At 71.1% G+C, this 26,879-nt stretch carries 27 protein-coding genes; 23 read left to right on the forward strand and 4 right to left on the reverse strand.

Annotation, left to right across the window (positions count from 1 at the left end; genetic code table 11):
- Nucleotides 1–135: 135 nt before the first annotated feature.
- The 18 genes from ACZ501_RS09225 (at nucleotide 136) to ACZ501_RS09310 (ending at nucleotide 16,566) form a co-directional block, all read left to right on the forward strand.
- Nucleotides 136–1,236 carry an LCP family protein gene (locus tag ACZ501_RS09225; RefSeq protein WP_361598879.1) on the forward strand — a complete coding sequence of 367 codons (1,101 nt, stop codon included), beginning with the start codon at nucleotides 136–138 and terminating at the stop codon, nucleotides 1,234–1,236.
- Between the two features lie 182 nt (nucleotides 1,237–1,418).
- Nucleotides 1,419–1,637, forward strand: a complete 219-nt coding sequence (gene rpmE, locus ACZ501_RS09230; protein WP_007266580.1) for a 50S ribosomal protein L31 — start codon at nucleotides 1,419–1,421, stop codon at nucleotides 1,635–1,637.
- A 118-nt stretch (nucleotides 1,638–1,755) separates the two neighbouring features.
- Nucleotides 1,756–2,835, forward strand: a complete 1,080-nt coding sequence (gene prfA / locus ACZ501_RS09235) for a peptide chain release factor 1 (RefSeq protein WP_361598883.1) — start codon at nucleotides 1,756–1,758, stop codon at nucleotides 2,833–2,835.
- Nucleotides 2,836–2,877: 42 nt separating this feature from the next.
- The gene (prmC, locus tag ACZ501_RS09240; protein WP_202199703.1) at nucleotides 2,878–3,723 is read left to right on the forward strand and encodes a peptide chain release factor N(5)-glutamine methyltransferase; all 846 of its coding nucleotides are present in this window, start codon (nucleotides 2,878–2,880) and stop codon (nucleotides 3,721–3,723) included.
- A 52-nt stretch (nucleotides 3,724–3,775) separates the two neighbouring features.
- Nucleotides 3,776–4,423 (forward strand): L-threonylcarbamoyladenylate synthase, encoded by a 648-nt coding sequence (locus tag ACZ501_RS09245; RefSeq protein ID WP_361598887.1) that lies wholly within the window; start codon nucleotides 3,776–3,778, stop codon nucleotides 4,421–4,423.
- Nucleotides 4,420–5,055, forward strand: coding sequence for an arsenate reductase/protein-tyrosine-phosphatase family protein (locus ACZ501_RS09250; protein ID WP_361598890.1), 636 nt, complete (start codon nucleotides 4,420–4,422; stop codon nucleotides 5,053–5,055). Before ACZ501_RS09245 ends, ACZ501_RS09250 begins: the two co-directional genes overlap by 4 nt.
- Nucleotides 5,056–5,187: 132 nt before the next feature.
- Nucleotides 5,188–6,420, forward strand: coding sequence for a serine hydroxymethyltransferase (locus ACZ501_RS09255; RefSeq protein ID WP_361598893.1), 1,233 nt, complete (start codon nucleotides 5,188–5,190; stop codon nucleotides 6,418–6,420).
- Nucleotides 6,421–6,524: 104 nt separating this feature from the next.
- Entirely contained in the window at nucleotides 6,525–7,859 is a 1,335-nt protein-coding gene (locus ACZ501_RS09260) for an MraY family glycosyltransferase (protein WP_361598985.1), read from the forward strand.
- Nucleotides 7,860–8,145: 286 nt separating this feature from the next.
- Nucleotides 8,146–8,583, forward strand: coding sequence for a hypothetical protein (locus ACZ501_RS09265; protein WP_468793583.1), 438 nt, complete (start codon nucleotides 8,146–8,148; stop codon nucleotides 8,581–8,583).
- A gap of 210 nt (nucleotides 8,584–8,793) precedes the next feature.
- Nucleotides 8,794–9,630: a F0F1 ATP synthase subunit A gene (gene atpB, locus ACZ501_RS09270; protein ID WP_361598988.1), complete on the forward strand. Its 837-nt coding sequence runs from the start codon at nucleotides 8,794–8,796 to the stop codon at nucleotides 9,628–9,630.
- A gap of 81 nt (nucleotides 9,631–9,711) precedes the next feature.
- Nucleotides 9,712–9,945, forward strand: a complete 234-nt coding sequence (gene atpE, locus ACZ501_RS09275) for an ATP synthase F0 subunit C (protein ID WP_007266589.1) — start codon at nucleotides 9,712–9,714, stop codon at nucleotides 9,943–9,945.
- A gap of 52 nt (nucleotides 9,946–9,997) precedes the next feature.
- Nucleotides 9,998–10,528 carry a F0F1 ATP synthase subunit B gene (locus tag ACZ501_RS09280; protein ID WP_361598899.1) on the forward strand — a complete coding sequence of 177 codons (531 nt, stop codon included), beginning with the start codon at nucleotides 9,998–10,000 and terminating at the stop codon, nucleotides 10,526–10,528.
- On the forward strand, nucleotides 10,525–11,340 hold the full coding sequence (locus ACZ501_RS09285; RefSeq protein ID WP_361598902.1) for a F0F1 ATP synthase subunit delta: 816 nt from the start codon (nucleotides 10,525–10,527) through the stop codon (nucleotides 11,338–11,340). The genes ACZ501_RS09280 and ACZ501_RS09285 overlap by 4 nt, the downstream gene beginning before the upstream one ends.
- Nucleotides 11,341–11,473: 133 nt before the next feature.
- On the forward strand, nucleotides 11,474–13,069 hold the full coding sequence (gene atpA, locus ACZ501_RS09290) for a F0F1 ATP synthase subunit alpha (RefSeq protein WP_079429789.1): 1,596 nt from the start codon (nucleotides 11,474–11,476) through the stop codon (nucleotides 13,067–13,069).
- Between the two features lie 20 nt (nucleotides 13,070–13,089).
- Nucleotides 13,090–14,007 (forward strand): F0F1 ATP synthase subunit gamma, encoded by a 918-nt coding sequence (locus ACZ501_RS09295; RefSeq protein ID WP_361598906.1) that lies wholly within the window; start codon nucleotides 13,090–13,092, stop codon nucleotides 14,005–14,007.
- On the forward strand, nucleotides 14,007–15,449 hold the full coding sequence (gene atpD / locus ACZ501_RS09300; RefSeq protein WP_361598909.1) for a F0F1 ATP synthase subunit beta: 1,443 nt from the start codon (nucleotides 14,007–14,009) through the stop codon (nucleotides 15,447–15,449). Before ACZ501_RS09295 ends, atpD begins: the two co-directional genes overlap by 1 nt.
- A 141-nt stretch (nucleotides 15,450–15,590) precedes the next feature.
- Nucleotides 15,591–15,965: a F0F1 ATP synthase subunit epsilon gene (locus ACZ501_RS09305; RefSeq protein WP_007266595.1), complete on the forward strand. Its 375-nt coding sequence runs from the start codon at nucleotides 15,591–15,593 to the stop codon at nucleotides 15,963–15,965.
- 154 nt (nucleotides 15,966–16,119) lie between these two features.
- Nucleotides 16,120–16,566, forward strand: a complete 447-nt coding sequence (locus ACZ501_RS09310) for a DUF2550 domain-containing protein (protein ID WP_361598912.1) — start codon at nucleotides 16,120–16,122, stop codon at nucleotides 16,564–16,566.
- Between the two features lie 231 nt (nucleotides 16,567–16,797).
- Here the strand turns inward: ACZ501_RS09310 and ACZ501_RS09315 are convergent, their stop codons facing one another.
- The 3 genes from ACZ501_RS09315 to ACZ501_RS09325 all read right to left on the reverse strand — a co-directional run bounded on the left by ACZ501_RS09315 (nucleotide 16,798) and on the right by ACZ501_RS09325 (nucleotide 20,686).
- A complete protein-coding gene (locus ACZ501_RS09315) occupies nucleotides 16,798–18,651 on the reverse strand; it encodes a glycosyl hydrolase family 18 protein (RefSeq protein ID WP_468793586.1) in 1,854 nt (617 codons plus the stop codon).
- 152 nt (nucleotides 18,652–18,803) lie between these two features.
- On the reverse strand, nucleotides 18,804–19,493 hold the full coding sequence (locus tag ACZ501_RS09320; RefSeq protein WP_468793589.1) for a response regulator: 690 nt from the start codon (nucleotides 19,491–19,493) through the stop codon (nucleotides 18,804–18,806).
- Nucleotides 19,490–20,686, reverse strand: a complete 1,197-nt coding sequence (locus ACZ501_RS09325) for a sensor histidine kinase (RefSeq protein ID WP_468793840.1) — start codon at nucleotides 20,684–20,686, stop codon at nucleotides 19,490–19,492. Before ACZ501_RS09325 ends, ACZ501_RS09320 begins: the two co-directional genes overlap by 4 nt.
- 148 nt (nucleotides 20,687–20,834) lie before the next feature.
- Between ACZ501_RS09325 and ACZ501_RS09330 the strand changes: the two genes are divergently transcribed.
- Nucleotides 20,835–21,401, forward strand: coding sequence for a hypothetical protein (locus tag ACZ501_RS09330; protein ID WP_468793592.1), 567 nt, complete (start codon nucleotides 20,835–20,837; stop codon nucleotides 21,399–21,401).
- Nucleotides 21,402–21,410: 9 nt separating this feature from the next.
- Here ACZ501_RS09330 and ACZ501_RS09335 read toward each other — a convergent pair whose 3' ends face one another.
- On the reverse strand, nucleotides 21,411–21,983 hold the full coding sequence (locus ACZ501_RS09335; protein WP_468793595.1) for a cob(I)yrinic acid a,c-diamide adenosyltransferase: 573 nt from the start codon (nucleotides 21,981–21,983) through the stop codon (nucleotides 21,411–21,413).
- A 256-nt stretch (nucleotides 21,984–22,239) separates the two neighbouring features.
- On the opposite strand from ACZ501_RS09335, the gene ACZ501_RS09340 reads away from it, so the two are divergent.
- From ACZ501_RS09340 to ACZ501_RS09355, 4 genes are all read left to right on the forward strand, one after another.
- Nucleotides 22,240–23,088 (forward strand): 3-hydroxyacyl-CoA dehydrogenase family protein, encoded by an 849-nt coding sequence (locus ACZ501_RS09340; RefSeq protein WP_361598927.1) that lies wholly within the window; start codon nucleotides 22,240–22,242, stop codon nucleotides 23,086–23,088.
- 157 nt (nucleotides 23,089–23,245) lie between these two features.
- Nucleotides 23,246–23,569: an STAS domain-containing protein gene (locus ACZ501_RS09345; protein WP_267032613.1), complete on the forward strand. Its 324-nt coding sequence runs from the start codon at nucleotides 23,246–23,248 to the stop codon at nucleotides 23,567–23,569.
- A 55-nt stretch (nucleotides 23,570–23,624) separates the two neighbouring features.
- Complete coding sequence (locus ACZ501_RS09350; RefSeq protein ID WP_468793598.1) at nucleotides 23,625–24,266, forward strand: LysE family translocator; 642 nt, start codon at nucleotides 23,625–23,627, stop codon at nucleotides 24,264–24,266.
- A 192-nt stretch (nucleotides 24,267–24,458) separates the two neighbouring features.
- Entirely contained in the window at nucleotides 24,459–26,849 is a 2,391-nt protein-coding gene (locus ACZ501_RS09355; RefSeq protein WP_468793601.1) for an ATP-binding protein, read from the forward strand.
- Nucleotides 26,850–26,879 lie beyond the last annotated feature (30 nt).

Below are 26,879 nucleotides of genomic sequence, written 5' to 3' on the forward strand. Positions count from 1 at the left end.
GGTCGCACCGCTTCCACGCCACCCGGGCCGGTCCACCCCCGGCGTACGAGCGGCACCGGGGGGCGTGGAACCCTGGAACGCGCTCGTCCGTCTGAGTGAGGGAAGACGGGCAACGGAGCCAGGACTGAGGAGAGCATGAGCGAGGACAGCAGGGGCCGCGGCCGACGTGCCGCGGGCAGGCGCCGACGGAAACCCCGCCAGCGCCGCAAGGCCCTCACCCTTGCCGCGTGGACCGCCGCCGGCGTGGTCCTGCTGGGCGGAGGCGGCCTCGGCTGGTTCTACTTCAAGCTCAACGGCAACCTGCACAGCGTCGACATCGACCAGGCCCTCGGCAAGGACCGCCCGGCCGACGTCGACAACGGCTCCATGGACATCCTCGTCCTCGGCTCCGACTCCCGCGACGGCGCCAACAGCGAGTACGGCCAGGACGACGGCGGCTCGGCCCGCTCCGACACCGCGATGATCGTGCACCTCTACGAGGGCCACCAGAAGGCCGCCATCGTCTCGATCCCGCGCGACGCGATGGTCCCGCGGCCCGCCTGCGCCACCGGCAAGGGCAAGACCGACCCCGGCCGGCGGAAGGCGCAGTTCAACGAGGCCTTCACGGTCGGCGGCCCCGCCTGCGCGGTCAAGACCGTGGAGCAGCTGGCGGGGATCCGCATGGACCACTACATCGAGGTCGACTTCACCGGCTTCAAGAAGATCGTCGACAACCTCGGCGGGGTCCAGCTCACGACCACCAAGCCGATCAAGGACGACGGCAGCCACCTGGACCTGCCGGCCGGCCCGCACAAGCTGAACGGCGAGCAGTCCCTGGGCCTCGTCCGCACCCGCAAGAGCGTCGGCGACGGCGGCGACCTGGGCCGGATCCAGCTCCAGCAGGCCTTCATCAAGGCGCTGATCAAGCAGGTCAAGGGGATCGGGGTGTTCGACAACCCGAAGAAGCTGTTCGGCCTCGCCGACTCGGCCACCAAGGCGATCACCACCGACAAGGCCCTCGGCGACGTGAAGTCCCTGATGGGCTTCGCCCAGGGCCTCCAGGGGATCAGCGCCGAGAACATGCACATGATCACCCTGCCCGTGGGGCCGGACCCAGAGGACAAGGACCGGGTGGTCCCGCTGGCCAACGGGTCGAAGCTGGTCTGGGACTCCCTGCTGGCCGACCGGCCGATCCCGGCCGAGGCCACCGAGAAGTCGGCCGGTGACAAGAGCAGCGCGGGCTCCATCGTCCAGTGACCCGGCCGCCCGGGCCGGGCGGGACCCCGCAGGAATAGACGGGCGCCCCCCTCCGTTGAGGGGAGCGTTCCCGGAATTTTGACAGGCGGCCCGGTCCTGGCAGACTGGTCTGTCGGCCCCGGTTCACGCAGTGCGCAATTCGGCTCCTGCGACCCGGCGCCCTCCCGAAACTAGGAGACACCTTGAAGCGCGATGTTCACCCCGAGTACGTCGAGACCCAGGTCAGCTGCACCTGTGGCGCGTCGTTCACCACCCGCAGCACCCTGACCGAGGGCACCATCCGTGCCGAGGTCTGCTCCGAGTGCCACCCGTTCTACACGGGCAAGCAGAAGATCCTCGACACCGGTGGCCGCGTGGCCCGCTTCGAGGCCCGCTTCGGCAAGGGTGCGGCCAAGAAGTAGCGCGACCCAGGCGCCGGTCACCGGCCGCCCCCTGACCACGCGGGGGCGGCCGGACCGGCGCCTTTGTCGTCGTGTCGCCAGCCCAGCCCATTTTTGACTTTCACCACAGGAGCACCCGATGTTCGAAGCGGTCGAGGATCTGGTCGGCGAACACGCCGACCTCGAGAAGAAGCTCGCCGACCCTTCGGTCCACTCCGATCAGGCCAACGCCCGCAAGCTGAACAAGCGCTACGCGGAGCTGACCCCGATCGTCGCGACCTTCCGTGCGTGGAAGCAGTCGGCCGAGGACATCGAGACGGCCAAGGAGCTGGCGGCCGACGACCCCGACTTCGCCGCCGAGGTCAAGGAGATGAGCGCCCAGCGCGAAGAGCTCACCGAGAAGCTCCGCCTGCTGCTCGTCCCGCGCGACCCCAGCGACGACAAGGACGTGCTCCTGGAGATCAAGGCGGGCGCCGGCGGCGACGAGTCCGCCCTGTTCGCCGGTGACCTGCTGCGCATGTACCTGCGCTACGCCGAGCGCGTGGGCTGGAAGACCGAGATCATCGACTCCACCGAGTCCGAGCTCGGCGGCTACAAGGACGTCCAGGTCTCCGTCCGCACCAAGGGCGGCAACGGCGCCACCGAGCCCGGCCAGGGCGTGTGGGCCCGCCTGAAGTACGAGGGCGGCGTGCACCGCGTCCAGCGCGTGCCGGCCACCGAGTCCCAGGGCCGCATCCACACCTCCGCCGCCGGCGTGCTCGTGACCCCGGAGGCCGAGGAGGTCGAGGTCGAGATCAACATGAACGACCTCCGCATCGACGTGTACCGCTCCTCGGGCCCCGGCGGCCAGTCCGTCAACACCACCGACTCGGCCGTGCGCATCACGCACCTGCCGACCGGTGTGGTCGCCTCCTGCCAGAACGAGAAGAGCCAGCTCCAGAACAAGGAGCAGGCCATGCGCATCCTGCGCTCGCGCCTGCTGGCCGCCGCCCAGGAAGCCGCCGAGCAGGAGGCCTCCGACGTGCGCCGCAGCCAGGTGCGCTCCGTGGACCGCTCCGAGAAGATCCGTACGTACAACTACCCGGAAAACCGGATCTCGGACCACCGGACCGGTTTCAAGGCGTACAACTTGGACCAGGTGCTCGACGGCGACCTCGACGCGGTCATCCAGGCCTGCGTCGACACCGACTCCGCGGCGAAGCTCGCGGCCGCGCACTGACCCTCGCATTCCCCCCGTACGACAGCAGCCCGGAGGACCAGCGTGAACTTGCTGCTTGCCGAGGTGGCCCAGGCCACCCAGCGGCTGGCCGCCGCCGGCGTGCCCTCACCGCGTTTCGACGCGGAGGAGCTCGCGGCCTTCGTGCACGGCGTCAAGCGGGGGGAACTGCACCACGTCAAGGACGCGGACTTCGACGCCCGCTACTGGGAGGCCGTCGCCCGCCGCGAGGCGCGCGAGCCGCTCCAGCACATCACCGGCCGGGCCTTCTTCCGGTACCTGGAGCTCCAGGTCGGCCCCGGGGTGTTCGTGCCCCGGCCCGAGACCGAGTCGGTCGTGGACTGGGCCATACACGCCGTCCGGGCCATGGACGTGGTCGAGCCGCTGATCGTGGACCTGTGCACCGGGTCCGGCGCCATCGCCCTGGCCATGGCGCAGGAGGTGCCGCGCTCGCGCGTGCACGCCGTGGAGCTGTCCGAGGACGCGCTGCGGTGGACCCGTAAGAACGCCGAGGGCTCCCGGGTCACCGTCCACCAGGGCGACGCGCTCAGCGCGCTGCCCGAGCTGGACGGACAGGTCGACCTGGTCATCTCCAACCCGCCCTACATCCCGCTCACCGAGTGGGAGTACGTGGCCCCCGAGGCCCGCGACCACGACCCCGAGATGGCGCTGTTCTCCGGGGAGGACGGCCTCGACACCATTCGCGGCATCGAGCGCACCGCCCACCGGCTGCTGCGGCCCGGCGGCATCGTCGTCATCGAGCACGCCGACACCCAGGGCGGCCAGGTGCCGTGGATCTTCGCCGACGAACGGGGCTGGGCCGACGCGGCCGACCACCCCGACCTGAACAACCGTCCGCGCTTCGCGACCGCCCGCAAGGCCATGCCGTGAGCCGCGCGAGCGCCCCCACCGCCACCACCCCGCTGCACGAGGAGATCCGCTGATGGCCCGGCGATACGACTGCAACGACGCGACGGACCGTAAGACGGGTCTGCGCGAAGCGGCATCCGCCGTACGCCGCGGAGAGCTCGTCGTGCTGCCCACCGACACCCTGTACGGGATCGGCGCGGACGCCTTCAGCCCGGAGGCCGTGGGCGACCTGCTCGCCGCCAAGGGGCGCGGCCGCAACATGCCCACCCCCGTCCTCATCGGCTCCCCGAACACCCTGCACGGCCTGGTCACGGACTTCTCGGAGCAGGCGTGGGAGCTCGTCGACGCCTTCTGGCCGGGCGGCCTCACGCTCGTCGCCAAGCACCAGCCGTCGCTGGCGTGGGACCTGGGGGAGACCCGGGGGACGGTCGCCGTACGGATGCCCCTGCACCCGGTCGCGATCGAGCTGCTGACCGAGGTCGGCCCGATGGCCGTCTCCTCCGCGAACCTGTCGGGGCATCCGGCGCCGGCGGACTGCGACGCGGCGCGCGAGATGCTGGGCGACTCCGTCTCCGTGTACCTGGACGGCGGTCCGACGCCGAGCACCGAGCCGTCGTCGATCGTCGACGTCACCGGGAAGGTTCCCGTCCTGCTGCGCGCGGGGGCCCTGACCGCCGAACAGCTGCGGGAGGTCGTACCCGACCTCGAGGTGGCTCCGTGAGCCCTGAGGGGCGTGGCATAGCGAGTCAGTCGTTCCGCATACTCCACGTCAGCACCGGCAATGTGTGCCGCTCGCCCATCACCGAGCGGCTGACGCGGCACGCGCTGTCCGACCGCCTGGGCGCCCTGGGCCTCCCGGCCGCGGAACTGATCGTGGAGAGCGCGGGCACCTGGGGCCACGAGGGCGCTCCGATGGAGGCCAACGCGGCAGCCGTCCTCGCCGACTTCGGGGCGGACGCGTCCGGTTTCACCGGGCGGGAGCTGCTGGACGAGCACGTCATACGCGCGGACCTGGTGCTCACCGCCACGCGGGACCACCGGGCGCAGGTCATCTCCATGGGGCACTCGGCGGGGCTGCGCACCTTCACGCTGAAGGAGTTCACCCGGCTCGTACGGGCCATAGACCCGGCCACGCTGCCGCCGCTGGACGACGGCATGGCGGAGCGGGCGCGGGCGCTGGTCCGGGCCGCGGCGGCGCTGCGGGGATGGCTGCTGGCGCCGTCCGCCGACGCCGACGAGGTGTACGACCCGTACGGCGCGCCGATCACCTTCTTCCGGTCGGTCGGCGACGAGATCAACCAGGCGCTCGACCCGGTGGTCACGGCCCTGACGGGCGTCACCGCCCCCCGCTGACCCCTCTTCGACGCCCCCGCGCACCGCGCGGTGCGGGCGCGCTCCCGGGCTCCGGGGCCGGGTACCGGGCGTGTCGGGCGGCCGCGGCCTACAGTGGCTGTACCGGTACACCCACTGCGCGGGAGTCGTGCCATGACTGTCACCACCGAGCGGGCGGCGGAGCTGCTGCGGCAGCAGGACCCGCGGATGGCCGACATCCTCGAAGGGGAGCGGCAGCGGCAGGCGGCCACCTTGCAGATGAGCGCCGCCGAGAACTTCAGCTCGCCCGCCGTACGCGCGGCCCTGGGCTCCGTACTCTCCAACAAGTACGCCGAGGGGTACCCCGGCGCCCGCTACCACGGCGGGTGCGAGTACGCGGACCTCGCCGAGCGGACCGCCGTGGAGCGGGCCAAGGCGCTCTTCGGCGTCGAGCACGCCAACGTGCAGCCCCATTCCGGTTCCTCCGCCGTCCTGGCCGCCTACGCGGCCCTGCTGCGGCCCGGGGACACCGTCCTGGCCATGGGACTGACGCACGGCGGACACCTCACCCACGGCTCACCGGCCAACTTCTCCGGCCGCTGGTTCGACTTCGTCGGCTACGGGGTCGACGCCGAGAGCGGGCTCGTCGACTACGAGCAGGTGCAGCAGCTCGCCCGTACGCACCGCCCCAAGGCCATCGTGTGCGGGTCGATCTCCTACCCGCGCCACCTGGAGTACTCGGCGTTCCGCGAGATCGCCGACGAGGTCGGGGCCTGCCTCATCGCGGACGCCGCGCATCCGATCGGCCTCGTCGCGGGCGGGGCGGCGCCCAGCCCGGTGCCCTACGCGGACGTGGTCTGCGCGACCACGCACAAGGTGCTGCGCGGCCCGCGCGGCGGCATGCTGCTGTGCGGCGCCGAGTTCGCGGAGCGGGTCGACCGGGCGGTGTTCCCCTTCACCCAGGGCGGCGCCCAGATGCACACCATCGCCGCGAAGGCGGTGGCCTTCGGGGAGGCGGCCGGCCCGGACTTCGCCCGGTACGCCCACCGGGTCGTCGCCAACGCCCGCGCCCTGGCCGCGGCCCTGGAGCAGCGCGGGTTCGCCGTGACGACCGGCGGCACCGACACCCACCTCATCAGCGCCGACCCCGCCCCGCTGGGCGTCGACGGCCCGACGGCGCGCGGCCGGCTCGCCGCCGCGGGCATCGTCCTCGACACCTGCGCGCTGCCGTACGGGGACCAGCGCGGGATCCGCCTGGGCACCGCGGCGGTGACCACGCAGGGGATGGGGGAGCGGGAGATGGCCGTGATCGCGGACCTGTTCGCCGCCGCGCTGCGCGGGGAGGCGGCGGGAACGCGTACGGACGTGGCCGACCTGACCAGTGGATTTCCCCCGTACGGGGCGTAACCGGGACGAGCATGGCGTAGTGCAACCGGAACGGGGCCTCCGTGCGTCCTCGTCCACGGTGACATCGCGGCTAATGTGTGGGGCTGAGATGGCCGGCGATACATCTGGGGCAGCCCGTGCGTGAATATCTGCTGACGCTTTGCGTCACGGTCGCGGTGACCTACCTGCTGACCGGGCCCGTGCGGAAGTTCGCGATCGCGGCCGGCGCGATGCCGGAGATCCGTGCGCGCGACGTGCACCGCGAGCCGACTCCGCGGCTCGGCGGCATCGCGATGTTCGGCGGCATGTGCGCGGGGCTGCTGATCGCCGACCACCTGCAGAACCTCAACGGCGTCTTCGAGCGGTCGAACGAGCCGCGCGCCCTGCTGTCGGGGGCGGCCCTGATCTGGCTGGTCGGCGTCCTCGACGACAAGTTCGAGCTCGACGCACTGATCAAGCTGGGCGCCCAGATGATCGCCGCGGGCGTGATGGTGATGCAGGGTCTGACCATCCTGTGGATTCCGGTTCCCGGCATCGGGACGGTTGCGCTCACCCAGTGGCAGGGCACGCTGCTCACCGTCGCACTCGTGGTGATCACCATCAACGCGGTGAACTTCGTCGACGGCCTCGACGGCCTGGCGGCGGGCATGGTCTGCATCGCCACCGGCGCGTTCTTCCTCTACGCCTACCGGATCTGGTTCGGCTACGGCATCGAGCCGGCGGCCCCGGCCACCCTCTTCGCGGCGATCCTGATGGGCATGTGCCTGGGCTTCCTGCCGCACAACATGCACCCCGCCCGGATCTTCATGGGGGATTCCGGCTCCATGCTGATCGGCCTGGTGCTCGCGGCGTCGGCCATCTCGATCACGGGTCAGGTCGATCCCGACACGATGGCCCTTTTCGTCGGCGGCGAGCGCAACGCGACCCACGCGATGCTGCCGGTCTTCATTCCGCTGCTGCTGCCGTTGACCATCATCGCCATTCCCATGGCCGACCTGGTCCTGGCGATCGTGCGGCGCACCTGGAACGGCCAGTCGCCCTTCGCCGCGGACCGCGGCCACCTGCACCACCGGCTCCTGGAACTCGGGCATTCCCACAGTCGCGCCGTACTCATCATGTATTTCTGGTCAGGCCTGATCGCATTCGGCACGGTGGCCTATTCGGTGCATTCGGCCTCGATGTGGATCGTGCTCGCCATCGCCGCGCTGAGCGCGCTGGGCCTCGTCCTGCTCCTCGTACCCCGCTTCACCCCGCGGGCGCCGCGCTGGGCCGAGGGACTGGTCCCGCCGCGCTACCGGCACGCCGAGCGGGCGGCCGAGGCGGCCGTGCGGGAGGACGCCGGTACGGAGCCGGAGCCGGCGCGGCCCGTGGCCGCCGGGGTGTCCGGCGTCAACGGCGCGACCGCGGTAGGCCCCCGTTCGCGCCTCCCCGACCGGCGTAAGGCCGGATCGTCCCGCTGACGGCCCGAGCGCAATTCCGACATCAGCGCCCTTTACCAGACAATGGGAGGGCTTGTCCTGCACACACGGGCGCGTTAGCCCTCATGTGTGACAGTCAGCACACCGGACAGGTAAAGCTCTCATCAAATAGTTTGTGATACCGTTCACTAAACCCGGCGACAGAGCCGAAGGACCGTAGTGCGACGGTCCATTGGCCCGAGGCTCTCTCTCGGACCGGGCTTACGCTCGTCCCCGTACGAGTTCCCGTACGAGTCCGTGCCCCCACCACCACGCGGAGCAAACCGCCATGCGGTCAGATGACGTCCGATCCCTGCTGCAAACCGCCGTACCCACCGCTGTTGCCGGCGCCGTCGCGGCCGTCGTCAGCGGTCTGGTCGTCGGTGGCAAGGGTGCCGTCGGATCCGTCGTCGCCACCGCGGTCGTGATCCTGTTCATGGGCCTCGGATTCATCGCCCTGCAGCGCACGGCGAAATCCCTGCCGCATCTGTTCCAGGCCATGGGCCTCATGCTCTACGCCGCGCAGATCCTGCTGCTCTTCGTCTTTCTCGCCGTGTTCAAGAACACGACGCTGTTCCACCCCCGGGCGTTCGCCATCACGCTCATCGTCGCCACCCTGGTGTGGATCGGCGCACAGACGCGTGCTCACATGAAGGCGAAGATCCTCTACGTCGAGCCGGACTCGACCAAGGGTCGAAAGCCCGAAAACCCGGGGCCGAAGTCGTGAGGGGTAGGGCCGGGATAAGTGTGCGTTCGAGATGCTGCTATCGTCCGGTTCAAACTGCGGCACTGCGGGCGCGGGCATCTGAGCTGACGCCTGTTCCATCGCGAGGCTCGATGCCTGACTGCCGCCCCCACATCCGTTACACCAGTCCAGTGCCGAACCGCGGCTTCGCGCCGCGCCGACACAACGAGGTTGCCGTACCTATGCGCCACGCTGAAGGAGCCCGCGGTGAGTGCTGACCCGACGCAGGTCCTCGCCTTCGAGACCGACTGTCACATCTTCAGCGGATGTGGCTTCCCCGGCCCGGGCCTGCACTCGTTCCTCTTCGAGCCGCTGTGGGGCGAAGCCGGCAGCAATGCCTACTTCAACAAGCCGATGCTGCTGGCCCTCCTGGGCTCGATCATCATCGTGGCCTTCTTCTGGGCCGCCTTCGGCAAGGCGAAGATCGTCCCCGGCAAGCTCCAGATGGTGGGCGAGGCCGGCTACGACTTCGTGCGCCGCGGCATCGTCTACGAGACGCTGGGCAAGAAGGAGGGCGAGAAGTACGTCCCCTTCATGGTCTCGCTGTTCTTCTTCGTCTGGATCCTGAACGTCTGGTCGATCGTCCCGGTGGCGCAGTTCCCCGTGACCTCGATCATCGCGTACCCGGCCGTGCTGGCCATCATGGTCTACCTGGTCTGGATGTCGGTCACCTTCAAGCGCCACGGCTTCGTCGGCGGCCTGAAGAACCTCACGGGCTACGACAAGAGCCTCGGCGGTGTCCTGCCGCTCATCATGGTCATCGAGTTCTTCTCGAACGTCCTGGTGCGCCCGTTCACCCACGCGGTCCGACTCTTCGCGAACATGTTCGCCGGTCACACCCTGCTGCTGCTCTTCACGATCGCCAGCTGGTACCTGCTGAACGGCATCGGCATCGCCTACGCCGGTGTGTCGTTCGTGATGGTGATCGTGATGACCGCCTTCGAGCTCTTCATCCAGGCTGTCCAGGCGTACGTCTTCGTCCTCCTGGCCTGCAGCTTCATCCAGGGCGCGCTCGCCGAGCACCACTGAGCCAGGCCCGCTCCGCTCAGCCCCCCGTATTCGTCCGGTGGCCAACCCCCACCGGTCCGTGAAAGAGAAGGAAGAACTGGCATGTCCCAGACCCTTGCCGCCGTCACCGGCTCCCTCAGCTCCGTTGGTTACGGTCTCGCGGCCATCGGCCCCGGCGTCGGCGTCGGCATCATCTTCGGTAACGGCACCCAGGCCCTCGCCCGCCAGCCCGAGGCTGCCGGCCTGATCCGCGCCAACCAGATCCTCGGCTTCGCCTTCTGTGAGGCGCTCGCCCTGATCGGTCTGGTCATGCCGTTCGTCTACCCGAGCTCCTGATCCTCGGTCTCGACGAACAGCCCACTAGACGAAAGGCACTGATGTGAACCTCATGGTTCTCGCGGCTGAGATGGAAAACCCTCTCATCCCGCCGATCCCCGAGCTCGTCATCGGTCTGATCGCCTTCGTCATCGTCTTCGGCTTCCTCGCGAAGAAGCTCCTCCCGAACATCAACAAGGTTCTGGACGAGCGCCGCGAGCAGATCGAGGGCGGTATCGAGAAGGCCGAAGCCGCTCAGACCGAGGCCCAGAGCGTGCTGGAGCAGTACAAGGCCCAGCTCGCCGAGGCCCGGCACGAGGCCGCGCGCCTGCGCCAGGACGCGCTGGAGCAGGGCACTGCGCTCAAGGAAGAACTGCGCGCAGAGGGCCAGCGGCAGCGTGAGGAGATCATCGCTGCCGGTCACGCCCAGATCGCGGCAGACCGCAAGGCCGCCGCTCAGGCGCTGCGTCAGGACGTGGGCAAGCTCGCCACCGACCTGGCCGGCAAGCTCGTCGGCGAGTCCCTCGAGGACGTCGCCCGTCAGAGCCGCACGATCGACCGCTTCCTCAGCGAGCTTGAGGAGAAGGCCGAGGCGGCCCGATGAACGGAGCGAGCCGCGAGGCGCTGGCCTCCGCGCGCGAGCGTCTCGACGCGCTGACGGACAACACGTCCGTCGACGCGGCGAAGCTCGCCGGTGAGCTGGCAGCCGTCACCGCGCTGCTCGACCGTGAGGTCTCGCTGCGTCGGGTCATCACGGACCCGGCGCAGTCCGGCGAGGCCAAGGCCGAGCTGGTCGGCCGGCTGCTGTCCGGCCAGGTGGGCGGGGAGACCCTCGACCTGGTGTCCGGCATGGTGCGCTCCCGCTGGTCGCAGTCCCGCGACCTGGTGGACGCGCTGGAGGAGCTGGCGGCCACCGCCGACCTCACGGCGGCCCAGCAGGGTGACGCGCTCGACAACGTCGAGGACGAGGTGTTCCGCTTCGGCCGGATCGTCGCCTCGAGCACCGGGCTGCGTTCCGCGCTGACCGACCGGGCCGCCACCGCCACCGCCAAGAGCGAGCTGCTGCGCAGCCTGCTCGGCGGCAAGGTGAACGCCGTCACCGAGCGCCTGGTGATCCGTCTCGTCACGCACCCGCGTGGACGTAGCCTGGAGGCGGGACTCGAGTCCCTCTCCAAGCTCGCCGCCGAGCGCCGTGACCGCATGGTCGCCACCGTGACCAGCGCGGTCCCGCTCAGCGACGTGCAGAAGCAGCGTCTCGGCGCGGTGCTGGCCAAGCTGTACGGCCGCCAGATGCACCTGAACCTCGACGTGGACCCCGCGGTCCTCGGCGGGATCTCGGTGCGGGTCGGCGACGAGGTCATCGACGGCACCATCGCGGACCGCCTTGCCGAGGCGTCGCGCCGCATGGCCGGCTGACCAGCCGCCACCAACAGATACAAAGCATTCCTAGCGGCCCGGTTGGGCCGTGCAGAACTTGCAGAAGATTCCTGGGGGTCACCCCCAGACCCCTAAGAAGCTTCAGGCCCAACAAGGAGAGCAGGGAACCCAGATGGCGGAGCTCACGATCCGGCCGGAGGAGATCCGGGACGCACTGGAGACTTTTGTCCAGTCGTACCAGCCGGACGCGGCCTCGCGCGAGGAGGTCGGAACGGTCAGCGTTGCCGGCGACGGCATCGCGAAGGTGGAGGGTCTGCCCTCCGCCATGGCGAACGAGCTGCTGAAGTTCGAGGACGGCACCCTCGGTCTCGCCCTCAACCTCGAGGAGCGCGAGATCGGTGCGATCGTCCTCGGCGAGTTCAGCGGTATCGAGGAGGGTCAGCCGGTGCAGCGCACCGGTGAGGTCCTCTCCGTAGGCGTCGGCGAGGGCTACCTCGGCCGCGTTGTCGACCCGCTCGGCAACCCGATCGACGGCCTCGGCGAGATCGCGACCGAAGGCCGCCGCGCCCTCGAGCTGCAGGCCCCGGGCGTCATGGTCCGCAAGTCGGTGCACGAGCCCATGCAGACCGGCTACAAGGCCGTCGACGCGATGGTGCCGATCGGCCGCGGCCAGCGTCAGCTGATCATCGGTGACCGTCAGACCGGCAAGACCGCTCTGGCCGTCGACACGATCATCAACCAGCGCGACAACTGGCGCTCGGGCGACGTGAACAAGCAGGTCCGCTGCATCTACGTCGCCATCGGCCAGAAGGGCTCGACCATCGCGTCCGTTCGCGGCGCCCTGGAAGAGGCCGGCGCGCTCGAGTACACGACGATCGTCGCCGCCCCGGCGTCCGACCCGGCCGGCTTCAAGTACCTGGCGCCGTACACCGGTTCCGCCATCGGCCAGCACTGGATGTACGCCGGCAAGCACGTCCTGATCATCTTCGACGACCTGTCGAAGCAGGCCGACGCCTACCGCGCCGTGTCGCTGCTGCTGCGCCGCCCGCCGGGCCGCGAGGCCTACCCGGGTGACGTCTTCTACCTGCACTCCCGCCTGCTGGAGCGCTGCGCGAAGCTCTCCGACGACATGGGTGCCGGCTCGATGACCGGTCTGCCGATCGTCGAGACCAAGGCCAACGACGTCTCGGCGTTCATCCCGACCAACGTCATCTCCATCACCGACGGCCAGTGCTTCCTGGAGTCCGACCTGTTCAACGCGGGCCAGCGCCCGGCGCTGAACGTCGGTATCTCGGTCTCCCGCGTCGGTGGCTCCGCCCAGCACAAGGCCATGAAGCAGGTTTCCGGCCGTCTGCGCGTGGACCTCGCCCAGTACCGCGAGCTGGAGGCGTTCGCCGCCTTCGGTTCCGACCTGGACGCCGCGTCGAAGGCTTCGCTGGAGCGCGGCAAGCGCATGGTCGAGCTGCTCAAGCAGGGCCAGTACCAGCCGATGCCCGTCGAGGAGCAGGTCGTCTCCGTCTGGGCCGGCACCACCGGCAAGATGGACGACGTCCCGGTCGAGGACATCCGCCGCTTCGAGTCGGAGCTGCTGGAGCACCTGCGCCGCGAGCGCAAGGACCTCCTGACCTCCATCGCCGACGGCGGCAAGATGTCGGACGACACGCTGGGCTCGATCGCCGACGCGATCGCCGCCTTCAAGCGCCAGTTCGAGACCTCGGACGGAAAGCTCCTGGGCGAGGACGTTCCGGCCGTCAACGTCTCCAAGTGACGACGGAAGGGACCTGACTCATGGGAGCGCAGCTCCGGGTCTACAAGCGTCGCATCCGTGCCATCACGGCGACCAAGAAGATCACCAAGGCGATGGAGATGATCGCCGCCTCGCGCATCGTCAAGGCGCAGCGCAAGGTGGCGGCGTCGATGCCGTACGCGACCGAGCTCACCCGTGCGGTGACCGCGGTGGCGACCGGTTCGAACACCAAGCACGCCCTGACCACCGAGGTCGAGGCGCCGACCCGCGCCGCGATCGTGCTCATCACGAGCGACCGCGGTCTGGCCGGCGGCTACTCCTCGAACGCCATCAAGCAGGCCGACCGGCTCACCGAGCGGCTGCGCGCTGAGGGCAAGGAGGTCGACAGCTACATCGTCGGCCGCAAGGGTGTCGCCTACTACGGCTTCCGTGAGCGCAAGGTCACGGACTCGTGGACCGGCTTCACCGACAGCCCGGCCTACGCCGACGCCAAGCGCGTCGCGGCGCCGCTGATCGAGGCCATCCAGCTGGACACGGCCGAGGGCGGCGTCGACGAGCTGCACATCGTCTACACGGAATTCGTGTCGATGATGACGCAGAACGCGGTCGACGGCCGGATGCTGCCGCTCAGCCTCGACCAGGCTGCGGAGGAGGACGGTGCGAAGGGCGAGATCCTTCCGCTGTTCGAGTTCGAGCCGTCGGCTGAGGACGTCCTCGACGCCCTTCTGCCGCGCTACGTCGAGAGCCGGATCTACAACGCGCTGCTGCAGTCGGCCGCTTCCGAGCACGCCGCCCGCCGCCGCGCGATGAAGTCGGCCACCGACAACGCCGGGGACCTCATCAAGAGCCTCTCCCGGCTTGCCAACGCGGCCCGCCAGGCCGAAATCACCCAGGAAATCAGCGAGATCGTCGGTGGCGCCAGCGCCATGGCCGACGCGACCGCGGGGAGTGACAAGTAATGACGACCTCTGTTGAGACGGCCGCCGCCACGGGCCGCGTCGCCCGGGTCATCGGCCCGGTCGTCGACGTGGAGTTCCCCGTCGACGCGATGCCCGACATCTACAACGCGCTGAAGGTCCAGGTCGCCGACCCGGCCGAGGACGGCGCGCTCAAGACGCTGACCCTGGAAGTCGCCCAGCACCTGGGTGACGGCATGGTCCGCACCATCTCGATGCAGCCCACCGACGGCCTGGTCCGCCAGGCCCCGGTGACCGACACGGGCGAGGGCATCACCGTCCCCGTCGGCGACTTCACCAAGGGCAAGGTGTTCAACACCCTGGGTGAGGTGCTCAACTACCCCGAGGCCAACGCCGAGGTGACCGAGCGCTGGCCGATCCACCGCAAGGCCCCGAGCTTCGACGAGCTCGAGTCGAAGACCGAGATGTTCGAGACCGGCGTCAAGGTCATCGACCTCCTCACCCCGTACGTCAAGGGTGGAAAGATCGGTCTGTTCGGTGGTGCCGGTGTCGGCAAGACCGTTCTGATCCAGGAAATGATCTACCGCGTCGCCAACAACCACGACGGTGTGTCGGTGTTCGCGGGTGTCGGTGAGCGTACCCGTGAGGGCAACGACCTCATCGAGGAGATGGGCGACTCCGGCGTCATCGACAAGACGGCGCTCGTCTTCGGCCAGATGGACGAGCCCCCGGGCACCCGTCTGCGCGTCGCCCTGGCCGGTCTGACCATGGCGGAGTACTTCCGCGATGTGCAGAAGCAGGACGTGCTCTTCTTCATCGACAACATCTTCCGGTACACCCAGGCCGGTTCCGAGGTGTCGACCCTGCTCGGCCGCATGCCCTCCGCGGTGGGCTACCAGCCGAACCTGGCCGACGAGATGGGTCTCCTCCAGGAGCGCATCACCTCGACCCGCGGTCACTCGATCACCTCGATGCAGGCGATCTACGTCCCCGCGGACGACCTGACCGACCCGGCGCCGGCGACCACCTTCGCCCACCTCGACGCGACGACGGTTCTCTCCCGTCCGATCTCCGAGAAGGGCATCTACCCGGCCGTCGACCCGCTGGACTCCACGTCCCGCATCCTGGACCCCCGCTACATCGCGGCGGACCACTACGCGGCCGCGATGCGCGTCAAGGGGATCCTGCAGAAGTACAAGGACCTCCAGGACATCATCGCGATCCTCGGTATCGACGAGCTGGGCGAGGAGGACAAGCTCGTCGTCCACCGTGCCCGTCGCGTCGAGCGCTTCCTGTCGCAGAACACCCACGTGGCGAAGCAGTTCACCGGTGTGGACGGTTCGGACGTTCCGCTCGACGAGTCGATCACCGCGTTCAACGCGATCTGCGACGGTGACTACGACCACTTCCCCGAGCAGGCGTTCTTCATGTGCGGTGGCATCGAGGACCTGAAGGCCAACGCCAAGGAGCTGGGCGTCTCCTGATCCGGAGCGCTCCGCGAGGAGCGCTCCCGGTTCGTCGTTTTAGACGGAGAGGGGCGGGTGCGTCCCGTCCCTCTCCGTACGCCCATTAGAATTTGACCCAACACCCGGCTGACCCGCCGGGTGGTGACCCGAGGAGCCACCTTGGCTGCTGAGCTGCACGTCGAGCTGGTCGCGGCGGACCGCAATGTATGGTCCGGCGAGGCCACCCTGGTCGTCGCCCGCACCACGTCCGGCGACATCGGCGTCATGCCCGGTCACCAGCCGCTTCTCGGTGTGCTGGAATCGGGCCCGGTGACCATCCGTACCAGCGAGGGCGGCACTGTCGTCGCCGCGGTGCACGGCGGATTCATCTCGTTCGCGGACAACAAGCTGTCCCTGCTGGCCGAGATCGCCGAGCTCGCGGACGAGATCGACGTCCAGCGGGCGGAGCGGGCACTGGAGCGCGCGAAGTCGGAGGCCGACGCGGCCGCCGAACGTCGCGCCGATGTCCGGCTGCGCGCGGTGGCGGGGCACTGAGCCCCGTACCGAATAGTTTGATACCTCAGCCGCGGTCGGGTCCGGAATTTTCCGGACCGGGTCGCGGCTGAGGCGATGTAGGTCCGCCCTCGGACCCGTCCGGGGATGGGCACGGTCGTGTGCGGTACTTCGATGAGCGAGGAGGTCGGTGAAGATGCTCCTCGCTCTGCTTGTGAGCGGCCTGGTCGTAGCCTTGGTGGTGATCGGCCTTTTCGTGTTCGGGCTGCGCCGCAGACTCATCCAGCGGTCCGGCGGGACCTTCGACTGCAGCCTGCGCTGGGGCGTGGCCGAGGAGCCCGACGTCTCCGGCAAGGGCTGGGTGTACGGGGTCGCCCGCTACAGCGGTGACCGGATCGAGTGGTTCCGGGTGTTCTCGTACTCCCCGCGGCCGCGCCGGCTGCTGGAGCGCTCCTCCATCGAGGTCCTCGCGCGCCGCGCGCCCGAGGGTGAGGAGGAGCTGGCCCTGCTGTCCGACGCCGTCGTGCTCGGCTGTTCCCACCGGGGGACCCGCCTGGAGCTGGCGATGAGCGAGGACGCGCTGACCGGGTTCCTGGCGTGGCTGGAGGCCGCGCCGCCCGGCCAACGGGTGAATGTCGCCTGAGATTCCTTACCCCGTTGGATGGGGGTCCCCCCGGACGAAGTCTGGGGGAGGGTGAATGTCGCCTGAAATTCCTCACCCCGTTGGACGGGCGTCCCCCCCGGACGAAGTCCGGGGGGGGCGAACGTGGCCTGACCCCGGGCGTCGCGCACGGGAGAAGCCGGGGAGGCGGGGGACGGACCCGCCTCCCCGGCTTCCGTGTTCACCGGGAGGTCTGTGACCGGTCGCGCGCGGTCACCGCAGCCCGGTGTGGATGGCGTCGGCCAGTTCGCCGTTCGCGGTGTCGCCGCTGAACTCCCAGAAGAAGGCGCCCCTGAGGCCCTGGTTCTTCAGCCAGGTCATCTTGCCGGCGATGGTGGCGGGGGTGTCGTAGCTCCACCAGTTGCTGCCGCACCTGGCGTAGGCCGTGCCGGCGACGGTGCCGGTGGCCGGGCAGCTGCTCTTGAGCACCTTGTAGTCCTCGATGCCCTGCTCGTAGGCGCCGGGGGCCGGTCCGGTGGCGGTGCCGCCGGGTGCGTCCTGGGTGACGCCGGTCCAGCCGCGGCCGTAGAAGCCGATGCCGAGGTTGAGCTTGGATCCGGGGATGCCCTTGCCCTTGAGCTTGGTGATGGCGGCCTCGGAGTTGAAGCCGGCGATCGGGATGCCGGCGTAGGAGGTCAGCGGGGAGTGCGGGGCGGTCGGGCCCTTGGCGTCCCACGCGCCGAAGAAGTCGTACGTCATGACGTTGTAGAAGTCGACGTACGGGGCGGCGCCCGCGTAGTCGGCGAGGTCGAGCTTGCCGCCGTTGGAGCCGTCGGCCGAGATCGCCGCGGTGACCAGGGCGGACCCGCCGAACTTGGCGCGCAGGGCCGACATCAGGTTCTTGAAGGCGGCGGCCCCGCTGGTGTCGCAGGACAGCCCGCAGGCGTTCGGGTACTCCCAGTCGATGTCGATGCCGTCGAAGACGTCCGCCCAGCGCGGGTCCTCGACCAGGTCGTGGCAGGACTGGGCGAAGGCGGCGGGGTTGGCCGCGGCCTGGCCGAAGCCGCCGGACCAGGTCCAGCCGCCGAAGGAGTAGAGGATCTTGATGTGGGGGTACTTGGCCTTCAGCTTGCGCAGCTGGTTGAAGTTGCCGCGCAGGGGCTGGTCCCAGGTGTCGGCGACCCCGTCGACGCTCTGGTCGGCGGTGTAGGCCTTGTCGTAGTCGGCGTAGGCGTCGCCGATGGTGCACTTGCCGTTCTGCACGTTGCCGAAGGCGTAGTTGATGTGGGTGATCTTGGCCGCGGAGCCGGAGGTCACCAGGTTCTTCACGTGGTAGTTGCGCTGGTAGACGCCCCAGTCGGTGAAGTAGCCGAGCTTGACCTTGGAGCCCGGGCCCGGGTCCGGGGGCTCGGTGGTGCCGCCCGGGGTGGTCACCGACAGCTCGCCGGAGGAAGGGCCGGTCTGGTCGGCGGTGTCGCGGGCGGTGACCGCGTAGGTGTACGCGGTGCCCTTGGTCAGGCCGCTGTCGGCGAAGGTCGTGCCGGTGACGGTGGTGAGCCTGCTGCCGTTGCGGTAGACGTCGTAGTTCTTGACGCCCTTGTCGTCGGTGGCCGCCGCCCAGGACAGGGTCAGCGCGTTCTCGGTGACGCCGGTCGCGGTGGGGGTGCCGGGGGCCGAGGGCGGGTTGTCGGCGGGGGTGGTGCCGCCCTCGCAGGATCCGCCGTTGACCTTGCAGCCGGCCGGGGCGCCGGAGCCGGTTCCGTTGAAGCCGAAGCTGACGGTGGCGCCGGGGGAGAGGGTGCCGTTCCAGCCGACGTTCTTGGCCGTCCAGTGGTTGCCCGAGCTGGTGACGGTGGCGTCCCAGGCCGAGGTGACCCGGGTGCCGGCCGGGTAGTCCCACTCCACGGTCCAGCTGCTGAGGGTGGTGGTGCCGGTGTTCTTCACCGTCCACTTGCCCTCGAAGCCGGAACCCCAGTCGGAGACCTTGGTGAAGGTCGCGGTCGCCGAGGCGGCGGCCTGCGCCGGGCCGGCCAGGCCGACGAGGCCGGCGACGGGCAGGGCGAGGGCCGCCACGGTGGCGGCCAGCCTTCGGAACAGACGGTTGCGTCGTGGGGGTGCTGTGCTCAAGGGTGCTCCTCCGTAGGTCCGTGCCGGTCGTGGGGCCGACCTGGCACATGGGGGTGGGACCTGCGCCGCCCGTGAGCACGCCTCGCGCGATCTTTTGTCATGGCACGCTCACCACAGTGATGCCGTGAGACTAGAAAGGTCTGGACCAAGCGTCAAGAGGTCCAGACCTCACCTCCGCCGCCCGACCGGATCCCCAACTCCTGGGCCAGCACGGCCGCTTGCACCCGGCTGCGCAGCTCCAGCTTCCCCAGCAACCTGCTGACGTGGGTCTTCGCCGTGGCCTCCGCCATCTCCAGCCGTACGGCGATCTCCGCGTTCGACAGCCCCTCGCCCAGTGCCCCCAGCACCTCCCGCTCGCGCCGCGTCAGCGACTCCACCGCCGCGGCCGCCTCCGGCCGCACCGGGGCGGCGCGCACGGCCTTCGGAGCCGCGAACTCGGCGATCAGACGGCGGGTCACCGCCGGGGCGATCAACCCCTCCCCGCGCCCCACCGTCCGCACCGCCGCGATCAGCTCCGAGGCCTCCGCGTCCTTCAGCAGGAACCCCGCTGCCCCCGCCCGCAGCGCCCCGAAGACGTACTCGTCGAGGTCGAAGGTGGTCAGCACCAGCACGTCGGCGAGCCCCCGCTCCACCACCTGGCGGGTCGCCGACACCCCGTCCAGGCGTGGCATCTGCACGTCCATGAGGACGAGATCCGGCCGCAGCTCCTCCGCGAGCCGTACCGCCTCCTCGCCGTCGGCGGCCTCGCCCACCACCTCGATGTCACCCGCACTGCGCAGGATCAGAACCAGGCCGGCCCGCACCGCCCGCTGGTCCTCCGCCACGACGACCCTGAAGGTCACGACCGCACCGCCCTCTCCTCGGCGGGCAGAGCCGCCCGCACCTGCCACACCGCGCCCGACGCGCCCGCCGCGAACGTCCCGCCCAGCAGCTCCGTGCGCTCCCGCATGCCGATCAGCCCCGCCCCGGAACCCGGGGCGCGCGGGCCCGGCCGCTCCCCGTACGGGGAGTCCACCGCCACCCGCAGCTGCCCGCCGCCGTGCCCCACCCGGACCCGGACCGTGCCCGGGGCCGCGTGCTTGAGGGCGTTGGTCAGCGACTCCTGCACGATCCGGTACGCCGCCAGCTCCACCGGCGCCGGCAGCGGCGGCCCCGGAGCCCTCTCGTCCGCCAGGACGAAGTCCAGCCCGCTCGCCGAACCATTGGCGCGGGCCTGCCCCAGCAGGGCGTCCAGGCCGTCCAGGGAGGGCACCGCGACGGCTTCCTGCTCCGCCCCGGCAGCGCGCAGCAGCCCGATCAGCCGCCGCATCTCCGCCAGCCCCTGCACGCTGTTCTCCCGGATCACCCCGAGCGCCTCGCGGCTGGTGGCGGGCGCGTCGATGGACAGCGCGGCGGTGGAGTGGATGGCGATCGCCGACAGGTGGTTGGCCACCATGTCGTGCAGCTCCCGCGCCATCCGGGCGCGCTCGGCGGCCACCGCCTGCGTACGGTCCATCTCGGCCAGCAGCGCCGTCTGCTCGGCGCGCAGCCGGGCGGCCTCGGCGGCCTCCCGGTGGTTGCGCAGGGTGGCGCCGGTCAGGGCCGGGCCGAAGCTCACGATGCCGGTGATCACGCCGATGAGCAGGGCCTGCGGGGTGCGCAGCCACACCAGGGACCCGATGGTGACGGCCACGGTGATCAGACCGGTGCTGACCGGCAGCCGCCGGGCCATCGCGGGCTTGCCGTAGACCACGGCCGCGTACATCAGGTCGGTGAAGATGATGACGGAGGCGATGCTGCCCAGGGTGAACTGGTCCGCGACCACGGCGGCGGTGCCGACGGACAGGGTGACGTTCGGCATGGAGCGGCGCAGCAGCTCCAGGGAGCCGAGCACCAGCAGCGGGACCAGCACCGCCCAGTCGGGCAGCACGTGCCGGCCGGGCGTGCTGTGCACGCCGAGCGCCCACAGCAGCAGGCCGGCGAGCACGCTGGTCACGGCGAGCAGGACGTCGTCGCGGTGCGGGCGGGGGATCTTCGGGAGCACGCCCCCATCCAACACGCTCGGCGGCGGCGCGGCGTCGCCACGGGGGCGGACACGGCGCTACATCGAAGGATGCAGCCCGCTCTCGTCACCGCAGACGACGCGGCGGGGCGCCGCGGCCGGAAGGCTGGAGGCAATCCGCGCGAGGAAAGGGGGAGGGGTCATGCTCGTCGGGCTGATCATCACCTGCGAGGTCGGCTTCTGGGTTCTGCTGGCGGGCGGCCTGGCGCTGCGCTACCTCGCCGGGATGCCCAGGCTGGGAGCCGCCGTGCTGCTGTGCGAGCCGCTGCTGGAGCTGGTGCTGCTGGTCGTGTCGTTCGTCGACCTGAAGAACGGCGGCGAGCCCGGCTGGAGGCACGGCCTCGCGGCGTTCTACATCGGCTACACCGCCGGCTACGGGCACTACACCGTGAAGTGGCTCGACCGGCACGCCGCCCACCGGTTCGCCGGCGGCCCGAAGCCGCCCGGAGCCGGGTACGGCAAGGCCCGCGCGGTCCACGAGTGGAAGCTGTGGGCCCGGACCCTGGCCGGCGTCCTGGTGGCGATCGGACTGCTCCAGGCCGGCATCTGGTACGTCGGCGTTGCCGCCGACACCAGCGGGCTCCAGGCGTGGCAGTCCGCCGCCCTGCGGGTGCTCGGCATCCACGCCCTGATCGCCGCGACCTACTCGATCTGGCCGCGCAAGGCCCCGGCGGGCAAGGACGCCGAACCCGCCGGCAGCGGGCGCTAGAGGGGTCCGCTAGCGCTCCCCGCCCGGCACCCAGAGCACGTCGCCGACCTCCTTGTTGGCCGTCCTGGCCAGGATGAACAGGAGGTCCGAGAGACGGTTCAGGTAGGTGGCCGTCAGCGGGTTCATCACCTCGCCGTGCACCTCCAGCGCCGCCCACGTGGAGCGCTCCGCCCGGCGGACCACCGTGCAGGCCTGGTGCAGCAGGGCCGCGCCGGGGGTGCCGCCCGGGAGGATGAAGCTGCGGAGCTTCTCCAGCCGCTCGTTGAAGACGTCGCAGTCCGCCTCCAGCCGGTCCACGTAGAACTGCTCCACACGCAGCGGCGGGTACTCGGGATCCGCGACGACCGGGGTGCACAGGTCCGCTCCGACGTCGAAGAGGTCGTTCTGCACGCGGACCAGGACCTTCACGACCTCCTCCGGCAGCGCGCCCAGCGCGATCGCCGTCCCGATGGCGGCGTTGGCCTCGTTGGCGTCCGCGTACGCGGAGATCCGCAGGTCCGTCTTCTGCGTACGGCTCATGTCGCCCAGGGCGGTCGTGCCCTTGTCGCCGGTACGGGTGTAGATGCGCGTCAGGTTCACCATGCCGCCAGCGTAGACGGGCCCGCCCCGGGAGTTCCGGGCGGAGCCGCCCGCTTCCCGGCAGTCCGCGGAGCGCCACGGGAGGCCGGCGGCGGGTGAACTGTGAGGCTGCGCACGCCTGGTGGGCCGTACCGGTGTGATGTCCGTCATCTGAGACGTGACGCGTGTTACTTCGCGGTCACTCGGCCGCTCAACGACGCTAGTCTCCGCCGGAGAGGCTACGAGGCCGGGTCGTACTGAGAACAACGAGGGGTGTGCAGTGGCTGGGAAGCTCGCCGTCATCGGCGCGGGACTGATGGGTTCCGGGATCGCTCAGGTCTCCGCTCAGGCGGGTTGGGACGTCGTCCTGCGGGACGTCACGGACGCCGCGCTGACCCGGGGCACCGACGGCATCAAGGCCTCGTACGACAAGTTCGTCTCCAAGGGCAGGATGACCGCCGAGGACGCCGAGGCGGCCCTGGCCCGGATCACCACGACCACCGACCTCGACGCGGTCGCCGACGTGGACATCGTCGTCGAGGCCGTCTTCGAGAAGCTCGAGGTCAAGCACGAGATCTTCCGCGCCCTCGACAAGATCGTGCGCGAGGACGCCGTCCTGGCCTCCAACACCTCCGCCATCCCGATCACCAAGATCGCGGCCGTGACGGAGCACCCCGAGCGCGTCGTCGGCGCCCACTTCTTCTCGCCCGTCCCGATGATGCAGCTCTGCGAGCTGGTCCGCGGTTACAAGACGAGCGACGAAACCCTCGCCACCACCCGCGCCTTCGCCGAGTCCGTCGGCAAGACCTGCATCGTCGTCAACCGCGACGTCGCCGGCTTCGTCACCACGCGCCTGATCTCCGCGCTGGTCGTGGAAGCCGCGAAGCTGTACGAATCGGGCGTGGCCACCGCCGAGGACATCGACACCGCCTGCAAGCTGGGCTTCGGCCACGCCATGGGCCCGCTGGCCACCGCCGACCTGACCGGCGTCGACATCCTGCTGCACGCCACCAGCAACATCTACACCGAGTGCCAGGACGAGAAGTTCGCGCCGCCGGAGCTGATGCGCCGCATGGTCGACGCCGGCGACATCGGCCGCAAGAGCGGCCAGGGGTTCTACAAGCACTGAGCACGACCGTTCGAATCCCCGCACCCTACGGGGTGAATTAGGTATCGGTTCGCTCACGGTCGGCAACTTCACCGCCCGCGCGGCAGTCAGTTGCAGTGAGAGTTGCCGACCACGGACCAATCGGACCACACGTACGCAGTAAAGCCGGGGAGCAGACATGCACATCAGGGGCGACCACGCCGAACTCGCTGTCGGGGGCCGCCTCGACGTGCGCAGCGCGGCGGACGCCCGTACGGTCCTGCACACCGCCCTCGACGACGGCCACGGCGACCTCGTGCTCGACCTGACCGGACTCGACTCCTGGGACGCGACGGGACTCGGCGTCATCATGGGCGCGCACCGGCGGGCCGGCCGCACCGGGCGGCGCCTGGTCCTGCGCGGGGTGCCCGACCGGATGCAGCGGCTGCTCGTCGCGACCCGGCTGCACCGCATCCTCGCGATCGAGGGCGGACTGGAAGCGGAGACCCTGCCCCGGGTGTGAGCGGGGCCGGCGAAAAGGGACTGCGGCCCCGTGCACCCTCCGCTTACATGGGCCCATGGTGTCCACCGACAGACTGCTCGCCTTCGCGGCCATGTCCTTCCTGCTGATCGTGATCCCCGGCCCCAGCGTGCTCTTCGTCGTCGGCCGGGCGCTCGCACAGGGCCGCCGGGCCGCACTGACCACCGTGGCCGGGAACACCCTCGGAGGCTACGTACTGGTCGCGGCCGTGGCCCTGGGCGTCGGGACCGTCGTCGAGCGCTCCGTCCTCGTCTTCACCACCCTGAAGCTGGCCGGCGCCGCCTACCTCGTGTACCTGGGCGTCAAGGCCCTCCGCGGCCGCGGATCCCTGCATGCCGCCGTCGCGGAGGCGGCCCCCCGGGCGCACGGCGGCCTGCGGACCCTGGGGGAGGGCTTCGTGGTCGGCGTGGCCAACCCCAAGACCCTCGTCTTCTTCGCCGCGGTGCTGCCCCAGTTCGCCGACCGGGAGCGGGGGCACGTCGTGCTCCAGATGCTCCTGCTCGGCCTGGTCTTCAACCTCATCGCCGTCGTGTCCGACAGCGCGTGGGGACTCGCCGCCGCCACCACCCGCGACTGGTTCGCCGGATCGCCGCCCAGGCTCTCCCTCGTCGGCGGGGCCGGCGGGCTCGCGATGATCGGCCTCGGTGTGACCGTGGCCGTGACCGGCCGCAAGGATTAGGGTCGGCCGGGGGATCGGCAGGAATCGTAACGGTCCGGTGGTGAAGGCACCCCTGCGGTTCCGGCCGGACCTGCCACGATCTAAAGTTCGGGCGGAAACCGGACCGGTGGCGACAACGACGTGAGCGGGCGCCGGGCACAACGAAGACGGCGAAGACGGCGGCGGCGCGCGACGCGATCGGGGGACTTGGTCATGGACCGTACACAGGGGCAGCCCGGCCAGGACGAACAGGCCGCGGGCCGGTCCCCGGCCGGGGCGCCGGCGGCCCAGCCCCCGGCACCGGCCCGCGTGGTGACCCTGACCACCGGCGAGTTCACCCTCACCGTCAACCCCGTCGACGGCAGCGAGATCGAGACCCTGCGGCCCGGCGCCCGCGAGGACGCGGCACGCCGCCCCGCCAAGCGCGACGCCGCCGCGCGGGCCGACCGTGCCGCCGCCGCGCGTCCGCCCGCACTGCCGGGGCCGCCCGTTCCCGCCCTGCCGCTCCTGGAGCGCGCCGAGGAGCGGGAGCGGCTGGTACGGCTGCTGGGGCGCGGCCGCTCCGTACGGCTGACCGGACCCGCCGGATCCGGCCGCTCCGCCCTCCTCGACGCGGTCGCCGCCGCCTGCGCCGACCTCGCGCCCGACGGCGTCGTACGGCTCAACGGCCACGGTCAGCAGCAGCCCGCCGAGCTGCTCCACACCCTCTACGCCACCGTGTACGAGACCCGCGACGAGCGCCCCGACCGCACGCGGCTCCTCGAGTCGGTGGCGGAGATCGGCGCGATCGTCATCCTCGACGACCTGGAACTGGGCGGCGCGGCCCTGGACGAGCTGCTGCGCGCCACCCCCGAATGCGCCTACCTGTTCGCCGCCACCCCCGACGCCGCGGCCGCGTCCGACGACCCCCACCTGGAGGAGGTCCGCCTCGGCGGGCTCGGGCGGGCCGGCTGCGTACGGCTGCTCGAAGCCGGTGTCGGCAGGACGCTGACCGACGAGGAGACGGCCTGGGCGGAGGACCTGCGGTTCGCCTCCGAGGGCCTGCCGCTGCGCTTCGTCCAGGCCGCCGCGCTGCTGCGCCAGCGCGACGAGCTGAACCGCACCGCGGCCGACGACGAGGACGAGGAGCCCGGGGTCTTCGAGGAGCGCCCCCGCGACCCGGCCCACGTGCCGCTGCCCACCCTGGCGCAGGCCGCGGCCCCCGCCGAGCTGCTGGCCTCCCGCATGAGCGAGTCGGCCCGGGCCGCCCTGCGCATCGCCTGCGCGCTCGGCGGGGAACTCCCGCACCACGCCCACCTGCCCGCGCTGGTCGGGGACACGCACGCCGACGCCGCCGTCGCGGAACTGCTGGGCTGCGGGCTGATCACCCCCGTCGGGCCGCGCTACCGGCTCGCGGAGGGGGTCGCGCGGCAGCTGGAGGAGGCCGGGTACGGGGAGAGCGCCGCCGAGGAGGCCCGGACCGCCGCCCGGCACTACGCCTGGTGGACCGGGCACGCCTCGGTGACCCCGGAGCGGGTCGCGGCGGAGGCGGACGCGGTGCTGGCCGCGCTGGCCGGCGCCGACGTGGTGGCCGCCGTACTCCTGGCCCGCACGGCCGCCCCGGCCCTCGCGGCGGCGCCGTACTGGGAGGCGTGGGAGCGGGTGCTGCGCTCGGGTGCGGAGGCCGCGCGGAAGGCGGGGGAGGTCGCCGAGCAGGCGTACTTCCACCACGAGCTGGGCGTGCTCGCGCTGTGCGAGGGGCGCCTGGAGCGGGCACGGGCCGAGCTGGAGGCCTCGATCGGGCTGCGGGGGGCGCTCGCCGACAAGCGGGGGACCGTCGCCGGGCGGCGGGCGCTGGCGCTCGTCACCGACCGGGAGGCGCTGGGGGCGGAGACCTCGCCGCCGCTGCGGCTGGAGCCCCCGCCGGCCCTGCCGGCCGCGGCTGCGGCTGTGGCTGCGGCTCCGACTCCGGCTCGCGGGGGGTCGGAGGCCGTCACCCAGGTGACCCCGGTGATCGGGAAGCCGGCGGCCGGGCCGCCGGCGTCCCTCTCCCAGATGTACGCGGACGCGTTCCGGCCGGCTCCGGGGCCCGCGCCCCTGCCCCTGGCCGGCCGTCCGGGGCCCGGTCCGGCCCAGCGGCGCAAGACGGTGCTGCTGGCCGCCGCCGGGGCGCTGACGGTGGTGGCGCTCGGCACGGTCGTCGGCCTGGCGCTGACCGCGGGGGACGAGGCGGAGCAGCCGGCGGCGCCCGCCGTGTCCTCGACCCCGGACGCGCCGGCGGTGGCCCCGCCGCAGGTGCCGGGGAGCGGCGGAGACGATCCGGCGCCCGATCCGGCCGCGCCGGCGGCTCCCGCCGACCCGGCCCGGGGCGGGGGCGGGGGTGGGACCGCAACCCACCCGACGCCCCCGCCGGCCCGCACACCGGGCCCGCACCAGCCGCACCCGACCCCGCCGGCGCCGCAGCCGACCCCGCCGACCCCGAAGCCGGAACCCGATCCGGAGCCCCCGGTCACGTCACCGCCGGCCTCGCCGAGCCCGGAGCCGAGCGCGTCGGTGCCGACCACCCCGACGACCTCGTCGCAGGCCCAGTCCCCGACGGCGGCCCAGTCCCCGACGACGATCTGACGCCGCTCCGACGCCCACGGCCGGCCGTCC

The organism is Streptomyces sp. NPDC034085 (assembly GCF_055575555.1).

What these genes read in the sequence shown, in the direction of transcription:
- ACZ501_RS09255 (WP_361598893.1), top strand. Translation starts at nt 5,188, where the DNA reads ATGACTGTCACCACCGAGCGGGCGGCGGAGCTGCTGCGGCAGCAGGAC.
- ACZ501_RS09285 (WP_361598902.1), top strand. Translation starts at nt 10,525, where the DNA reads ATGAACGGAGCGAGCCGCGAGGCGCTGGCCTCCGCGCGCGAGCGTCTC.
- ACZ501_RS09355 (WP_468793601.1), top strand. Translation starts at nt 24,459, where the DNA reads ATGGACCGTACACAGGGGCAGCCCGGCCAGGACGAACAGGCCGCGGGC.
- ACZ501_RS09245 (WP_361598887.1), top strand. Translation starts at nt 3,776, where the DNA reads ATGGCCCGGCGATACGACTGCAACGACGCGACGGACCGTAAGACGGGT.
- ACZ501_RS09225 (WP_361598879.1), top strand. Translation starts at nt 136, where the DNA reads ATGAGCGAGGACAGCAGGGGCCGCGGCCGACGTGCCGCGGGCAGGCGC.
- atpA (WP_079429789.1), top strand. Translation starts at nt 11,474, where the DNA reads ATGGCGGAGCTCACGATCCGGCCGGAGGAGATCCGGGACGCACTGGAG.
- ACZ501_RS09280 (WP_361598899.1), top strand. Translation starts at nt 9,998, where the DNA reads ATGGTTCTCGCGGCTGAGATGGAAAACCCTCTCATCCCGCCGATCCCC.
- ACZ501_RS09330 (WP_468793592.1), top strand. Translation starts at nt 20,835, where the DNA reads ATGCTCGTCGGGCTGATCATCACCTGCGAGGTCGGCTTCTGGGTTCTG.
- ACZ501_RS09345 (WP_267032613.1), top strand. Translation starts at nt 23,246, where the DNA reads ATGCACATCAGGGGCGACCACGCCGAACTCGCTGTCGGGGGCCGCCTC.
- ACZ501_RS09295 (WP_361598906.1), top strand. Translation starts at nt 13,090, where the DNA reads ATGGGAGCGCAGCTCCGGGTCTACAAGCGTCGCATCCGTGCCATCACG.
- ACZ501_RS09335 (WP_468793595.1), bottom strand. Translation starts at nt 21,983, where the DNA reads ATGGTGAACCTGACGCGCATCTACACCCGTACCGGCGACAAGGGCACG.
- ACZ501_RS09265 (WP_468793583.1), top strand. Translation starts at nt 8,146, where the DNA reads ATGCGGTCAGATGACGTCCGATCCCTGCTGCAAACCGCCGTACCCACC.
- ACZ501_RS09350 (WP_468793598.1), top strand. Translation starts at nt 23,625, where the DNA reads ATGGTGTCCACCGACAGACTGCTCGCCTTCGCGGCCATGTCCTTCCTG.
- prfA (WP_361598883.1), top strand. Translation starts at nt 1,756, where the DNA reads ATGTTCGAAGCGGTCGAGGATCTGGTCGGCGAACACGCCGACCTCGAG.
- atpD (WP_361598909.1), top strand. Translation starts at nt 14,007, where the DNA reads ATGACGACCTCTGTTGAGACGGCCGCCGCCACGGGCCGCGTCGCCCGG.
- atpE (WP_007266589.1), top strand. Translation starts at nt 9,712, where the DNA reads ATGTCCCAGACCCTTGCCGCCGTCACCGGCTCCCTCAGCTCCGTTGGT.
- ACZ501_RS09310 (WP_361598912.1), top strand. Translation starts at nt 16,120, where the DNA reads ATGCTCCTCGCTCTGCTTGTGAGCGGCCTGGTCGTAGCCTTGGTGGTG.